We start from the raw sequence: 14,165 nt of genomic DNA, 5'->3' as shown, positions 1-14,165 counted from the left end.
GGCGCCGGCCGCGCTCAGCTCCGGTTGTCCGTCTCCGGAGCCTCGGGCGTCTGCCGGCCCGGATCGGCGGCGGCTTCACGGTCGACCCCAACTGGCAGCCCGATGCGAGACGGCATGCTGTTGGGATCCACCGGATGGTTGCCCACGGTGCGCTCGTGCTTGGCGCGGCCGGACCGCCCACCCCGTTCGTCGGGCGGAATGCCGGCCTGCTCCTGCTTTTCGTGCTCGGGCAGCTCGGTCAGCTCGGCGCCGGGATCTTCGTTGCCGGTCTCGTCCACCGCGGCTTCCGGCAGATTCGAGGGCGTGGACGGATGGGATGGGCGGGAAGCGGGCGATGCGGGTCTGCCGCGCCTGGGGTCGATGGGCATGGTGGCCTCCTTCGTGTCTGGCAAGCGCCAGCAATACGCGTGCCCGCCGTGCGCGCGGCCGCCCGCCTCAGGTGCCCTTCCCAGTATCGCTCCGTAGCACGCGGCATGGCGCGCGACCATCGCTTGTTCGGTAAAGTGGTCGACATAGCGCCGGCGGGCCGCTTCCCCCCAGGCCGTGGCCTGGGCCGGCTCCAGCCAGAAACGGTCCAGGGCGGCCCCCAGGGCCCGGGCATCGCAGGGCGGAACCACCAGGCCGGTTTCCTGGTGCAGGTTGACGAAGCTCGTACCGGTTCCCACCTCGCAGGAAATCATGGGCAAGCCATGCACCGATGCCTCGACCAGGGGCAGGCCGAAGACTTCGTCGCGGCGGCACGAAGGCAGGACGAAACCGTATGCCGCGGCCAGCAGATCGTGCTTGTCGTCTTCGCCCAGCGGGCCCAGGAAGCGGACGCTGCGCAGGCCCGCTGCCCGGGCGTGCGCCTCGAGCGCAGGCCGCTCGGGCCCGTCCCCGGCGACGGCGAGGGGGTAGTCGCGCCCCTGCATCGCATCCAGCAGATAGTGCAGGCCCTTGTAGTCGCGCAGGCCGCCCAGGAACACGAAGAAACGCTGGCCGATGCGTTGCCGCCAGCGCCACACGGCCTCGGGATCGCGTGCGGGAAGGTCCTCGATGCCCGCGGGCACCACCTCGACCTTGCCGTGCAGGCCGCGCAGGATCGCGCTTCCTTCCAGGTAGTTGGGCGACGTCACGATGATGCGGCGCATGCGCGCCAGGAACCCGTCCCGCCCGCGGCGAGCCAGGAGTCCGCCACCGGCCGCGTCGGCATGCACCGTTGCCATGGCCGGCACCGCGACGCGGCCGAGCAGATAGGCCCATTGGGCGCAGGGCCACGGAAAGTGGAAGTGCAGAAGATCGGCCCAGGCAGCCTCGCGGCGGAACCTGGCGATGAAGGCGGGAGAACCGCCGCTGCGCCATGCGGCATAGCGCTTGATGCGATATCCGGACAGATCGGCCTCGTCGCAGCCGCCGCGCGGCGACACCGTCAGCACGCGGCTGTCGATCCCGTGGGCGCCGCCCTTGGAAGCGATGCTGTGGACGGCACGTTCGGTCACGCCACATCCGTCAGGAAAATAGACTCTGCAAATATGGAGCACGCGCATGGAGAAAACAGACCTTGCTCGAAGCCCGGTCCATTCTACCGGCCATGCTGGGCGGGAGTCGATGCGCCAGCGCGCGAATCCTCCCTCTGATCGGCGTTTTCCGCTTCAGGTCTTGCGCCAGTACAGCAGTGTCAACAGGCCTATGCACGTGGCCAGCACCGCGGCCATGGTGCCGAACGCGCCGGTTACCGTGAATGCCTCCGAAAACGAACCGACCAGCAGATAGCCGAAAGGCATGGTGCCGTTGTAGGCCATGCCATAGAGGCCGACCAGCGCGCCGCGCACGGACTCCGGGCAGCGGCGCTGGATGGTGGCGTTGGTCGAGGTGGCCGAGAAGCTCAGGCAGAAGCCCAGCAGCACGAAGGCCAGGCCGCTGACGGCGCTGCTCCAGCTGATGGACAGCAGCGCCAGCGCCACGCAGGCGATCCAGGGCGCGAACCGCAGCAGGCTGGCGGTGCGCGATGCGATGGAGGACGACAGGACCACCGCGGCGGCCAGCGCGCCCATGCCTGCGCAGGCGAAGAAGACGCCGGTATATCGGGCGGCGTCGTGGAAGACCCGGTCCGCCAGCAGCGGCACCAGCGTCTGGTAGCTGCCCGCCAGCAGGCCCATGCAGGCCAGGATGGAAAGGTACTTGGCGGTGAAACGGTCGTCCAGCACGTAGACCAGCGCGTTGCGCAGGCCCCCGCGATCATGCGAAGGCGACGAGGCTGCCGCCGCGCGGCGGGGCATCGACCGCACGCACCAGGCCATGAACACCAGCGCGGCGGCATAGGTCAGGAAGGCCGCGGCCTGGCCGAACATGGGATAGATGATGGCGGCCATGCTCGGCCCCACCATGCGCCCCACGTTGTAGACCATGGTGTTCATGGCGATGGCGTTGGGCAGCAGCGCCGGGTCTTCCAGGCCGGTCAGCAGCAGGACCTGGCGGGACGGCGTCTCGATCGCGTTCAGCACGCCCGCGCACAGCGCCAGCGCCAGGATGATGGGCAGCGTCAGCCAGTGCAGCAGCGACAGCGCCGCCAGGATGCAGGCCACGGTCATCGAGGAATAGAGCACGCCGAGCGTCGAGCGGCGCGCGTTGGCCGCGTTGACCCGCGCCCCCGCCAGCGGCGCGACCACCAACTGCGGCCCGTACAGCAGGAAGTTGAGCAGGGCCAGCACGGCGGCCGATCCCGACAGATGGTAGACGACCAGGTTGAGCGTGACGTTCTGCGTCCAGCTCCCCAGCACCGATACCCCCTGCCCCATCAGGTAGCGCCGCATCGTGGGTTCGGACAATGCGGGGAATACGCGTTCGAGCTGCAGCATGGGACGGGGCGGCGTAAGTGGGCGGGACGACCCTGGATGTTAGCTCACGCCGTGCCGTCGAACTCGTCCACCCAGGCCCGCAGGGCCTCGATGGGCATGGGCCGGGCATACAGGAAGCCCTGCGCGTAGTACACCCCCTGGGCGGCAAGATAGTCGAGCTGTTCGCGCGTCTCCACGCCTTCGGCGGTCAGCTCCACCCCCAGCCGCGACGCCAGCCCGATGATCATCTCCAGCACCGAGGCATTGACCGCGTCCGTGCCGATGGCCGACACGAAACCTCGGTCTATCTTCAGGTAATCGACCGGAAACCTTTCCAGATAGGCCAGCGAACTGTGGCCCGTGCCGAAGTCGTCGATGGCCAGCTTCACGCCGCTGGCGCTGAGCACCCCCATGTTCTCGTAGACCTGCTCGATGGGAGGCAGGGGCTCGCGCTCGGTGATCTCCAGCACGAAATCCGCCGCACCCGAACCGACCACCTTGCGCAGGCGGGCAACGTCCTCGACGATGCCCGGCTCCACCAGATGGCTGGCGGTGACGTTCAGGCCGACACGGAATCGCGGGCCCATCGGACAGCGGCGCAGGTCCCGCCCCACCAGCTTGAACAGATGCCGGGTCAGCGGAATCGCCAGGCCGCTGGTCTCGGCCACGGCGAAGAACAGGTCCGGCCGCACCGCGCCCTGGCCGGGGCGAAACCAGCGCATCAGCGCCTCGGCGCCCGCGCACGATCCGTCGCGCAGATCGATGACGGGCTGATAGTGGACTTCGAACTCGCCGCGCCGCATGCCGCGCCGGATGGCGGCCACCAGCGAGAACCGGTACTTCAGGAAGTGGTGGCACAGATAGCCCAGCAGCAGGGCAAGCAGGACGACGAAGGGTGCGTAGCTGCCCGCCAGCCGCTTCCGATATTCGGCCAGCAATGCCGCATCCGCCAGGGACCGTACCCGGAACGGATAGATCGTCGATACCACGTCCTGCACGAAATGGGCGCCCGGGGGCGGAACCCCTACCCGCCGCCCCGCCAGCCCGTGCCGGCCATCCAGCGCCTCGATGCCGATCCGGTAGCGGCCGGTGCCGCCGACCGAGTCCAGCAGATCCCGCAGGTAGCGGCCATCCACCGTGACGATGACGCCGTCGCCGGCCTCGTCCAGGCGGATCGCCATCACCGCGGGCCGGTCCGGGACCATGGGAGTGCCGGGGACGAAATGAAAGGATCGCCCCGGCGGCACCTCGCCGTCCGGCAGCAGCCGCGCCAGCGGCAGCGAAAACGCTTCCGTGATCGAGGAACAATAGAGCACGCGGTGCCGAACCAGGACGATGGCGCGGAAATACGGCTGGAAGGCCGCCTCGCGCAGCGTGGCGTCGGCTTCGGCACAGGACTTGCCGGCCTGCGGCGCCATCTCGGCGGCCAGCCTGTCGGCCTCGGCGAACATGGCATCGGCCTGGCGCATCACCACTTCGGCGGCGCCGCGCGCGTCGTGGCGCGCCAGCAGGCCGGCCTGCATGTAGACGAAGGGCACCGCCACCACCAGCGGCAATGCGGCGGCGGCCGCCACCAGCAGCCACCTCAGCCACCAACGCTTGTCGTGCCGTCCCCCGGTCGCCACGCCGCCCCCTTTCACGCACGGATCATGGATCGCATCCTACCGTGCGAGTAGCACGCCCCGCTACTGGAACGCGGTCTCCAGGAAACTGCGCAGCTTGCGCGAATGCAGCCGCTCGGGCGGCATCTTGCTCAGGATCTCCAGCGCCCGCAGCCCGATGTCCAGGTGCTGGCCCACCTGCCGGCGATAGAACGCGCTGGCCATCCCCGGCAGCTTCAGCTCGCCATGCAGGGGCTTGTCCGACACGCACAGCAGGGTGCCGTAGGGCACGCGGAAGCGAAAGCCATTGGCCGCGATGGTGGCCGATTCCATGTCCAGGGCGATGGCGCGCGACTGCGAGAACCGTTGCACCGGCTCCAGGTGCTCGCGCAGTTCCCAGTTGCGATTGTCTATGGTCGCCACCGTGCCGGTGCGCATGATGCGCTTGAGTTCCCAGCCCGACAACCCGGCCACTTCTTCCACCGCCTGCTCCAGCGCCACCTGCACCTCGGCCAGCGGCGGTATCGGCACCCAGGTCGGCAGGTCCGCGTCCAGCACGTGGTCGTCGCGCACATAGCCATGCGCCAGCACATAGTCGCCCAGCCGCTGCGAGGCCCGCAGCCCGGCGCAATGCCCCAGCATCAGCCAGGCATGCGGACGCAGCACCGCGATATGGTCGGTGATGGTCTTGGCGTTGGACGGCCCCACGCCGATGTTGACCAGAGTGATGCCCGAATGCCCTTCGCGCACCAGGTGATAGGCCGGCATCTGCGGCAGCCGCGACATCGGTGCCGCCGGATCGGGCAGCGGGTCGCCCGCGCGGGTGACGCGGTTGCCCGGCTCGACCAGCGCGTCGTACTGCCCCTGCGCCACCAGCGTGCGGGCGCGCAGGCAGAATTCGTCCACGTAGAACTGGTAGTTGGTGAACAACACGAAATTCTGGAAATGCGAGGGCGCGGTGGCGGTGTAGTGCTGCAGGCGGTGCAGCGAGTAGTCGATGCGCGGCGCGGTGAACGGCGCCAGCGGCTGCGGCCCGTCCGGCGGGTGGCGATGGGAGCCGTTGACGATGGCATCGTCCGTGACCGCGAGATCGGGCGTATCGAACAGGTCCCGCAAGGGGCGCTTGAGCGCCTCGATGTCCTCGCCCTCGACGTAGATGCCATCGGGAAAGGCGAAATGCAGCGCGATGGGCACGTCGGATTCGCCGATCTCCACCGCGACGCCATGGTTGGCCATCAACTGCCGCAGTTGCTCGGTCAGGTAGGAGCGGAACAACTTGGGCTTGGTGACGGTGGTCTGGTAGACGCCGGGTTCGGCCACGTGCCCATAGGACAGGCGCGAATCCACCTCGTCGTAGGTGTTCACGCTGATCCGGATGAACGGATAGCAGGCGCGGAACCGGCCGGGCGAGGACGCCTGCGTGGCGACCACTTCCCGGAAACTGTCGCACAGGAAGGCGGTATTGCGCGTGTAGATGTCGATCAGGCGCTGGACGGCCGCGTCGGGATCGCGGAAGGATTCGGCGGGCCAGGGAGCGGGATGGCGAAGGAGGACACTGGCGGGCGGAGTCATGATCGGCTTTGAGAAGGGCTTGACATAGCTTAGCCGAACGCGGCTTGGCCGGTCCCGCGGCCTCGTACTACACTACCCCGCCTTCGCAAGGAGTCCCTCATGCTGCTCGCGGTAATCGCGATCGCCATCGGCGCCGCCGTCGGGGCGCTGCTGCGCTGGGTCCTGGGGCTGGGCCTGAACGCCCTGCTGCCGGCCATGCCGCCGGGCACCCTGGCGGCCAACCTCATCGGCGCCTACATCATCGGCCTGGCCGTGGCTTATTTCGCCAGCAATCCCGCCCTGCCGCCGCATTGGCGGCTGTTGATCATCACCGGCTTCTGCGGCGGGCTGACCACCTTCTCCACCTTCTCGGCCGAACTGGTCGCCCTGATCCAGCAACAGCGGCTGGGCTGGGTGGCCGCGACCATCCTGGTCCACGTGGGCGGATCCGTCGCGATGACCCTGCTCGGCATCGCCACCTACGCCGGACTGCGGCAGTCCTGACCCCGCAAGGAGACACATCGTGAACGGCTTCCAACTGACCTTCTTCACCCAGCAGGACCGGCGCCACGACGGCCAGCCCCTGGCCCACTGGCTGCTGGCCTTCGCCAAGACGCAAGGCGCACTGGGCGGCACCCTGGTGCCCGCCGGCGAAAGCTTCGGACACACCGGCCGCTTCCATTCGGCGCGCTTCTTCGAGCTGGCGGACCAGCCGGTCGAAGTCGCCATCGCCGTCGACGCGCCAACCAGCGACCGGCTGCTGGCCGCCCTGGCGCAGGAACCGATCGACCTGTTCTACGTCAAGCAAGCGGTGGAGTTCGGGCGGGTGGGTGCCCAGGCGCCGACGAAAGGCTGAAGACCGGCGGCGCGCTCAGACGCGCCGCCCCTGCGCATCGACCACGGGTGCGCCGTCCTCCTTGGCGTAGGCCCCGCGTTGCGGCGACGGCAGGATGTCCAGCACGGTTTCCGACGGCCGGCACAGGCGAGTGCCCAGCGGCGTGACGACGATGGGCCGATTGATCAGGATGGGGTGCTGGAGCATGCAATCGATCAGCGCCTCGTCGTCCCACTTAGGATCGTCCAGGCCCAGTTCCTGATAAGGCGTTCCCTTGATGCGCAGGACATCCCGCACCGGCACGCCCATCGCGGCGATCAGCCGCTTCAGCGTATCCCGGTCCGGCGGCGTCTTCAGGTATTCGATGACGACCGGCTCTTCACCGCTATTGCGAATCAGGCCCAGCACGTTGCGCGACGTGCCGCAGGCGGGGTTGTGGTAGATCGTGACTGCGCTCATGGGGACACCCCTGGGTTGGACGATGAAGCGGCTGCATTCGCGGTGCCGGCGTCATACCAGCCCCGGGAGCGGTTGACGATGCGCACCACCAGCAGCATCACCGGCACCTCGATCAGCACGCCCACCACGGTCGCCAGCGCCGCCCCGGAATGGAAGCCGAACAGACTGATGGCCGCGGCCACCGCCAGTTCGAAGAAGTTGCTGGCGCCGATCAGCGCCGACGGACAGGCGATGCTGTGCTGCTCGCCCACCCGGCGATTGAGCCAGTAAGCCAGGCCGGAATTGAAGAACACCTGGATCAGGATGGGCACCGCCAGCATGGCGATCACCAGCGGCTGGCGCAGGATGGCCTCGCCCTGGAACGCGAACAGCAGCACCAGGGTCAGCAGCAGCGCGGCGATGGAAAGCGGCCCGAGGCGGGCCAGGGCGCGGTCGAAGGCGGGCTGCCCACGGCGCAGCAGCGCTCGGCGCCAGAGTTGGGCGAGCAGGACGGGAACCACGATGTACAGACCGACCGACACCAGCAAGGTCGCCCATGGCACGGTGATCGCCGACAGGCCCAGCAGCAGCCCCACGAGGGGCGCGAAGGCGAACACCATGATGGTGTCGTTCAGCGCGACCTGGGACAACGTGAACACCGGATCGCCGCCGGTCAACCGGCTCCAGACGAACACCATGGCGGTACATGGCGCCGCGGCCAGCAGGATCAGGCCGGCGACGTAGCCGTCGAGCTGGTCGGCCGGCAGCCACGCGGCGAAGACGTGCCGGATGAACAGCCAGGCCAGCAGCGCCATCGAGAACGGCTTGACGGCCCAGTTGATGAACAGCGTGACGCCGATGCCGCGCCAGTGCCGCCGGACCTGGCCCAGCGCGGCGAAGTCCACCTTCAGCAGCATGGGCACGATCATGACCCAGATCAGCCCCCCCACCGGCAGGTTGACCCGCGCGATTTCCAGCCTGCCGATGGCCTGGAAGACGCCTGGCGCGGCCTGGCCCAGCGCGATGCCGGCGACGATGCACAGCGCCACCCACAGGGTAAGGAATCGTTCGAAGACGTTCATGGGGTCAACACTCGCATCGGGAGGCGGACACGTCGCAGACGGCCCCCTGGCAGCAGTGTTCGGTCAGGTATCCGATCAAACCGTTCATCTCGCCATACTCGGCCCGGTAGATCAGGTTGCGCCCCTGTTGCTCGACGCTGACGAGTCCGGCATGAGCCAGTTCCTTCAGGTGGAAGGACAAGGCATTGCGCGCAACCTCCAGTTGCCCGGCCAGGACGCTGGGGGTGAGCCCCTGCGGCCCGGCCACGACCAGGGCGCGGAACACGCGCAGGCGCTGGGGGTGGGCCAGGGCTCCCAGGGCGGCGATGGCTTGGTCTTCTTTCATAATTCAATGATACAACGATTATTGAATTATCGGCCATGAAAAAACTCCGCCAAGGCGGAGCGGGATTCGGCCGGTCAGGCCGCCGTGTTGATGACGGCCTCGATGCGGTTGCCTTCCGGGTCGACCACGAATGCCGCGTAGTAGGTCGGGCCATAGCGGGGCCGCAGCCCTGCCGCCCCGTTGTCGAGGCCGCCGTGGCGCAGGGCCGCTTCATGGAAGCGGTCGACGGCATCACGGCTTGGCGCGGAAAAGGCGAGATGGAAGCCTGGCCCCGGCACGGCAACCCCTTTCGTGCATTGCTTGAGTGCGAGCTTGTCGCCCCCTCCGGGAATGCCGTAGCCGATGGCTTGCGTATCGGGCTCGCCGTCGAAATCCGTCCAGACGCGCGCGTATCCCAGCGCCCCGAGCACCGCGTCGTAGAAACCGGCGGCCCGGCGCAGGTCGGCCACGCCGAAAGAAACGTGATGGAGCATCGAGGAGCCAGCCGTGCCCGTCAGAACGGGATGTCGTCGTCCATGTCGGCGAAGTTCGGCGCCGAGCTGGACTGCGAAGCCGGACGCTGGCCGCCGCCACCGCTGGCCGGACGGTTGGACGGGCGCTGGGCCGGCGCGGAATCGCCATAGCCGCCTTCGCCACCACCACCGCCGCCTTCGCGGCCGCCCAGCATCTGCATCTGGTCGGCGACGATCTCGGTCGTGTACTTATCGGCGCCGGTGTCCTTGTCCTGCCACTTGCGTGTCTTCAGGCGGCCTTCCACGTACACCGAACGGCCCTTCTTCAGGTATTCGCCGGCGATCTCGGCCAGGCGGTTGTAGAACACCACGCGGTGCCACTCGGTTTCCTCGCGGCGTTCGCCCGAGTTCTTGTCCTTCCATTGGGACGTGGTGGCGATGGACACGTTGCAGATCGCGGCGCCATCGGGCGTGTAGCGAACTTCAGGGTCGCGGCCCAGGTTGCCGACCAGGATGACTTTGTTGACGGATGCCATTACCACACTCCTATTGACTTATTCACCGGCCCGCGGCGAAGCGGAGGGATTGTAGCCACCCCCGCCCGGCGCGGCCACGGGCCACAAGAAAAAAACATCATTGGTTGAAAATGCGCCGACCGCAATACGGTCTCGTGCGTAAATGGGACAGGAAGGGCTCAGATGGCGGGGTGGGATACCCGCTCCGGCTGCGCGGCCCGCCTGGCGGGCAGGGGTTTCATCCCCCAGGCCGCCAGCAGCCATATTACCGCCAGCCCCGCCGCCACCTGGAATACCGCCGCGGCCCCCAGGTGGGAAACCAGCCAGCCCCCCAGCGCCCCGCCGGCGAAAAGCCCGATGGCCTGGCTCGTATTATAGAAACCCAGGGCCAGTCCCTTGAGCGACGGCGGCGCCACGCGGGACACCAGCGAAGGCTGCATGGCCTCCAGGATGTTGAAGACCGAGAAGAAGGCGATCATGGCGCCGACCAGCCAGCCGTAGTGGTCCTGCGCCCACGGCAGGAACATGCATACCAGCACGAGCCCGGCAACGGCGCCCAGCAGGGTCTTGCGGTGGGTGGCGTAGCGTTCGGTGACGCCGATCACCGGCACCATGACGACGAACGAGGCCAGCACCACCGGCAGGTAGACCTTCCACAGCGTGGAGGCGTCCAGGCCGCCGGTGTGCACCAGCGCGGCGGGCACCACCACGAACAGCGCGACCTGGATCAGGTGCAGGGTGAAGACGCCCAGGTTCAGCCGCAGCAGGTCGGGGTGCGACAGCACGCTGGACATGGATGCCGGCTCGCCCCGCGGCGCCGGCGGCGCGGCCGGGACCACCCAGGCGGCCACGCCCAGCGCGGCCACGCCCAGCGCGGCAATGGTCCAGAACAGGCCGGTCAGCCCGCCCCAGCCCACCACCACGGGGGCCAGCACCAGCGATACCGCGAAGGTCAGCCCGATCGAGGCGCCTATCATGGCCATGGCCTTGGTCCGCACCTCGTCGCGCGTGGCATCGGCCAGCCAGGCCGTCACCGCCGCCGAAATTGCGCCCGAACCCTGGATGGCCCGGCCGATCGTGATCCAGAACAGGTCGTCGGTGGTCGCGCAGACCACGCTGCCGGCGACGAACAGCACCAGCCCCATCACCACCACCGGCCGCCGGCCCCAGCGGTCCGAGACCAGCCCGAACGGAATCTGCATGAACGCCTGGGTCAGCCCGTACATGCCCAGCGCCAACCCCACCCGCGCCGGATCGTTCCCCCCCGGCAAGGCCTTCGCCGCCACCGCGAACACCGGCAGCAGCAGGAACAACCCCAGCATCCGGCACATGAACAGCGCCGCCAGCGACAAGCTCGCGCGACGCTCGAAAGGAGTCATCCGAAATGAAGGGTTAGCCATTCGTCAAAAAGCAAAATTAAAGGGGACCGCCCCCCCACGCGCCGACACGCGGCACCGCAGCTCCCCCTGCCAGCCAGCGAAGCACAGATGCCCCGCACCAAGAAAGCCGAACTAGACCAGGGCACGGGGGATCCGGCTCCGCCGGTCCCCCGCCGCCCGCCCCCTGGGGGGCGCGCGTCAGCGCGTACGGGGGGGTTATATTACCAAGTTGGCTTTCGCCACCGCTCGCGTAAAAGGTTTGCTTGATGGATGTCATCCGCATCAGGGGTGCGCGCACCCACAATCTGAAGAACGTCTCGCTGGAATTGCCCCGCCACCAGCTTGTCGTGATCACAGGGTTATCCGGTTCGGGCAAGTCATCCCTGGCATTCGACACCCTGTATGCGGAAGGCCAGCGGCGCTATGTGGAAAGCCTGTCCGCCTACGCCCGCCAGTTCCTGCAATTGATGGACAAGCCCGAGGTCGACCTGATCGAGGGCCTGTCGCCGGCCATCTCCATCGAGCAGAAGGCCGCCAGCCACAATCCGCGCTCGACCGTTGGCACGGTCACGGAAATCCACGATTACCTGCGCCTGCTGTTCGCGCGGGTGGGTACGCCCTACTGCCCCGATCATCAGCTGCCGCTGCAGGCGCAAAGCGTCAGCCAGATGGTGGACATCACGCTGGCCCTGCCGGCCGAAAGCCGGCTGGCGATCCTGGCGCCGCTGGTGCGCGACCGCAAGGGCAGTTTCGAGGACGAACTGGCCAACCTGCAGGCCCAGGGTTTCGTGCGGGTGCGCGTGGACGGCGAGGTGCTGGACATCGACAGCGTCCCGCCGCTGAAGAAAACCGAAAAGCACAGCATAGACGTGGTGATCGACCGCCTGCGCGTGCGGCCCGAGGCCCAGCAGCGGCTGGCCGAGAGCTTCGAGACCGCCATCGGCCTGGCCGAGGGGCGGGCCATCGTGCTGGAAATGGATGCCGGCGCCGACGACCATGAACGCGAGCACCTGTTCTCCAGCCGCTACGCCTGCCCGGTGTGCGGGCACAGCCTGCCGGAACTCGAACCGCGCCTGTTCAGCTTCAACAACCCCATCGGCGCCTGCCCGAGCTGCGACGGCATCGGCCACGTGGGCTTCTTCGATCCGAAGCGGGTGGTGGCGTTTCCCGAACTGAGCCTGGCCGGCGGCGCGATCCGCGGCTGGGACCGGCGCAACCCCTTCTACCATCAGTTGCTGACCAGCCTGGCGGCCTTCTACGACTTCGACGTCGACACCCCTTTCGAGGAACTGTCCGAGGACACCCAGCAGCGCGTGCTGTACGGCTCGGGCGAGCAGGAAATCGCCTTCACCTACGTGAACGAGAAGGGCCGCACGACCGTGCGCTCGCACCCCTTCGAAGGCGTGATCCCCAATCTCGAACGCCGCTGGAAGGAAACCGACTCGGCCACCGTGCGCGAGGAACTGGGCAAGTACCGGAACGTGCGGACCTGTCCCGACTGCGGCGGCTCGCGGCTGCGTGCCGAAGCCCGCAACGTCCGCGTGGGCGAGGACGACCAGGGGCGCGCGATCTACCAGTTGGAGGCCCTGCCGCTGTCCGACTGCCTGCACTGGTTCGAGCAACTGGCGCTGACCGGCGCCAAGCGCGAGATCGCCGACCGCATCGTGCGCGAGATCTCCGCCCGGCTCAGCTTCCTGAACAACGTCGGGCTGAGCTACCTGTCGCTGGACCGCAGCGCCGACACCATCTCGGGCGGCGAGGCCCAGCGCATCCGCCTGGCCAGCCAGATCGGCTCGGGCCTGACCGGCGTGATGTACGTGCTGGACGAGCCTTCCATCGGCCTGCACCAGCGCGACAACGACCGGCTGATCGGCACCCTGCGGCACCTGCGCAACCTCGGCAACAGCGTGATCGTGGTCGAGCACGACGAGGACATGATCCGCGAAGCGGACTGGGTCGTGGACATGGGCCCGGGCGCGGGCGAGCACGGCGGGGAGGTCGTGGCACAAGGCTCGCCGGCCGACATCGTGGCCGATCCGCAGTCGCTGACCGGCCAGTACCTGAGCGGCCAGAAGACCATCGCCATTCCCGCCCGCCGGCCTGTGGCCGGCCAGGACGAACTGCCGTGGCTGGAGCTCAAGGGCTGTTCGGGCAACAACCTCAAAGGCGTGGACCTGCGCATCCCGGCGGGCCGCCTGGTCTGCATCACCGGCGTCTCGGGGTCGGGCAAATCGACGCTGATCAACGATACGCTGGTCAACGTGGTCTCGCGCCACCTGTACAACAGCCAGACCGAGCCCGCGCCCTACGAGTCCATCGAGGGGCTGGAGCATTTCGACAAGATCATCAGCGTGGACCAGAGCCCGATCGGCCGCACGCCGCGCAGCAACCCGGCCACCTATACCGGCCTGTTCACGCCGATACGGGAGTTGTTCGCCGGCGTGCCGGAGGCCCGGGCCCGGGGCTACGATCCCGGCCGATTCAGCTTCAACGTCAAGGGCGGCCGCTGCGAAGCCTGCCAGGGCGACGGCGTGGTCAAGGTGGAAATGCACTTCCTGCCGGACATCTACGTCCCCTGCGACGTCTGCCACGGCAGCCGCTACAACCGCGAAACGCTGGAAATCCGCTACCGGGGCCGCAACATCAGCGAAGTGCTGGACCTGACCGTCGAGCAGGCGCTGGAGTATTTCGAGGCCGTTCCGGCCATCGCCCGCCGGCTGCAGACGCTGATCGACGTGGGACTGGGCTACATCCGCCTGGGGCAAAGCGCCACCACCCTGTCGGGCGGCGAGGCGCAGCGGGTCAAGCTGTCGCAGGAGCTGTCCAAGCGCGGCACCGGCCGCACTCTGTACATCCTGGACGAACCGACCACCGGCCTGCACTTCCACGATATCTCGCTATTGCTGGAAGTGATCGGGCACCTGGTGGACGCCGGCAACACGGTGGTCGTGATCGAACACAACCTGGACGTCATCAAGACGGCGGACTGGATCGTAGACATGGGGCCGGAAGGCGGCGGCGGGGGCGGCAGCATCGTGGCCCAGGGCACGCCCGAGGAAATCGCGCAGGCGCCGGGCAGCCACACCGGCAGCTATCTGAAGAAATTCCTGGCCGCCGGCGCGCCGCCCAAGGCTGTTCGCGCGCCCCGGCGCAAGGCCGGCTGACGCGGCC

The 14,165-nt window shown here is 68.1% G+C and carries 13 protein-coding genes; 3 read left to right on the top strand and 10 right to left on the bottom strand.

The features are described 5' to 3' along the window. Window positions 1–14 precede the first annotated feature (14 nt). From EV675_RS09170 to EV675_RS09155, 4 genes are all read right to left on the bottom strand, one after another. Entirely contained in the window at window positions 15–1,478 is a 1,464-nt protein-coding gene (locus tag EV675_RS09170) for a glycosyltransferase (RefSeq protein WP_165404512.1), read from the bottom strand. A 153-nt stretch (window positions 1,479–1,631) separates the two neighbouring features. After that, entirely contained in the window at window positions 1,632–2,837 is a 1,206-nt protein-coding gene (locus tag EV675_RS09165) for an MFS transporter (protein WP_130356953.1), read from the bottom strand. Between the two features lie 44 nt (window positions 2,838–2,881). Then, window positions 2,882–4,441: an EAL domain-containing protein gene (locus EV675_RS09160; RefSeq protein WP_130356952.1), complete on the bottom strand. Its 1,560-nt coding sequence runs from the start codon at window positions 4,439–4,441 to the stop codon at window positions 2,882–2,884. 60 nt (window positions 4,442–4,501) lie between these two features. After that, window positions 4,502–5,989 carry an AMP nucleosidase gene (locus tag EV675_RS09155; protein ID WP_130356951.1) on the bottom strand — a complete coding sequence of 496 codons (1,488 nt, stop codon included), beginning with the start codon at window positions 5,987–5,989 and terminating at the stop codon, window positions 4,502–4,504. Window positions 5,990–6,088: 99 nt separating this feature from the next. Between EV675_RS09155 and crcB the strand changes: the two genes are divergently transcribed. Beyond that, window positions 6,089–6,472, top strand: a complete 384-nt coding sequence (gene crcB / locus EV675_RS09150) for a fluoride efflux transporter CrcB (RefSeq protein WP_130356950.1) — start codon at window positions 6,089–6,091, stop codon at window positions 6,470–6,472. Between the two features lie 19 nt (window positions 6,473–6,491). Then, on the top strand, window positions 6,492–6,824 hold the full coding sequence (locus tag EV675_RS09145; protein WP_130356949.1) for a DUF190 domain-containing protein: 333 nt from the start codon (window positions 6,492–6,494) through the stop codon (window positions 6,822–6,824). A 15-nt stretch (window positions 6,825–6,839) separates the two neighbouring features. Here the strand turns inward: EV675_RS09145 and arsC are convergent, their stop codons facing one another. From arsC to EV675_RS09115, 6 genes are all read right to left on the bottom strand, one after another. Next, entirely contained in the window at window positions 6,840–7,262 is a 423-nt protein-coding gene (gene arsC / locus EV675_RS09140; protein ID WP_130356948.1) for an arsenate reductase (glutaredoxin), read from the bottom strand. Further along, complete coding sequence (arsB, locus tag EV675_RS09135) at window positions 7,259–8,323, bottom strand: ACR3 family arsenite efflux transporter (RefSeq protein WP_130356947.1); 1,065 nt, start codon at window positions 8,321–8,323, stop codon at window positions 7,259–7,261. Before arsB ends, arsC begins: the two co-directional genes overlap by 4 nt. Before the next feature lie 4 nt (window positions 8,324–8,327). After that, window positions 8,328–8,648: an ArsR/SmtB family transcription factor gene (locus EV675_RS09130; protein ID WP_130356946.1), complete on the bottom strand. Its 321-nt coding sequence runs from the start codon at window positions 8,646–8,648 to the stop codon at window positions 8,328–8,330. A 74-nt stretch (window positions 8,649–8,722) separates the two neighbouring features. Then, window positions 8,723–9,121 (bottom strand): VOC family protein, encoded by a 399-nt coding sequence (locus EV675_RS09125; RefSeq protein WP_130356945.1) that lies wholly within the window; start codon window positions 9,119–9,121, stop codon window positions 8,723–8,725. Window positions 9,122–9,141: 20 nt separating this feature from the next. Beyond that, window positions 9,142–9,636: a single-stranded DNA-binding protein gene (gene ssb / locus EV675_RS09120; RefSeq protein WP_130356944.1), complete on the bottom strand. Its 495-nt coding sequence runs from the start codon at window positions 9,634–9,636 to the stop codon at window positions 9,142–9,144. A 158-nt stretch (window positions 9,637–9,794) separates the two neighbouring features. Then, on the bottom strand, window positions 9,795–10,994 hold the full coding sequence (locus tag EV675_RS09115; RefSeq protein ID WP_130356943.1) for an MFS transporter: 1,200 nt from the start codon (window positions 10,992–10,994) through the stop codon (window positions 9,795–9,797). A 266-nt stretch (window positions 10,995–11,260) separates the two neighbouring features. Here EV675_RS09115 and uvrA point away from each other — a divergent pair, with 266 nt between their 5' ends. Further along, window positions 11,261–14,158, top strand: a complete 2,898-nt coding sequence (gene uvrA / locus EV675_RS09110) for an excinuclease ABC subunit UvrA (RefSeq protein ID WP_130356942.1) — start codon at window positions 11,261–11,263, stop codon at window positions 14,156–14,158. The last annotated feature ends 7 nt before the right edge of the window (window positions 14,159–14,165 follow it).

Source organism: Pigmentiphaga kullae (genome assembly GCF_004216695.1).
In the GTDB taxonomy this organism is placed as follows: domain Bacteria; phylum Pseudomonadota; class Gammaproteobacteria; order Burkholderiales; family Burkholderiaceae_B; genus Pigmentiphaga; species Pigmentiphaga kullae.
Note: the sequence above shows the minus strand (reverse complement) of the source record. Positions and strands in the feature narration are given on the sequence as shown.

Excerpts from the sequence above, each read along its gene's own strand:
- EV675_RS09165 (WP_130356953.1), bottom strand. The coding sequence starts at position 2,837 with ATGCTGCAGCTCGAACGCGTATTCCCCGCATTGTCCGAACCCACGATG.
- EV675_RS09155 (WP_130356951.1), bottom strand. The coding sequence starts at position 5,989 with ATGACTCCGCCCGCCAGTGTCCTCCTTCGCCATCCCGCTCCCTGGCCC.
- crcB (WP_130356950.1), top strand. The coding sequence starts at position 6,089 with ATGCTGCTCGCGGTAATCGCGATCGCCATCGGCGCCGCCGTCGGGGCG.
- arsC (WP_130356948.1), bottom strand. The coding sequence starts at position 7,262 with ATGAGCGCAGTCACGATCTACCACAACCCCGCCTGCGGCACGTCGCGC.
- arsB (WP_130356947.1), bottom strand. The coding sequence starts at position 8,323 with ATGAACGTCTTCGAACGATTCCTTACCCTGTGGGTGGCGCTGTGCATC.
- EV675_RS09130 (WP_130356946.1), bottom strand. The coding sequence starts at position 8,648 with ATGAAAGAAGACCAAGCCATCGCCGCCCTGGGAGCCCTGGCCCACCCC.
- EV675_RS09125 (WP_130356945.1), bottom strand. The coding sequence starts at position 9,121 with ATGCTCCATCACGTTTCTTTCGGCGTGGCCGACCTGCGCCGGGCCGCC.
- ssb (WP_130356944.1), bottom strand. The coding sequence starts at position 9,636 with ATGGCATCCGTCAACAAAGTCATCCTGGTCGGCAACCTGGGCCGCGAC.
- EV675_RS09115 (WP_130356943.1), bottom strand. The coding sequence starts at position 10,994 with ATGACTCCTTTCGAGCGTCGCGCGAGCTTGTCGCTGGCGGCGCTGTTC.
- uvrA (WP_130356942.1), top strand. The coding sequence starts at position 11,261 with ATGGATGTCATCCGCATCAGGGGTGCGCGCACCCACAATCTGAAGAAC.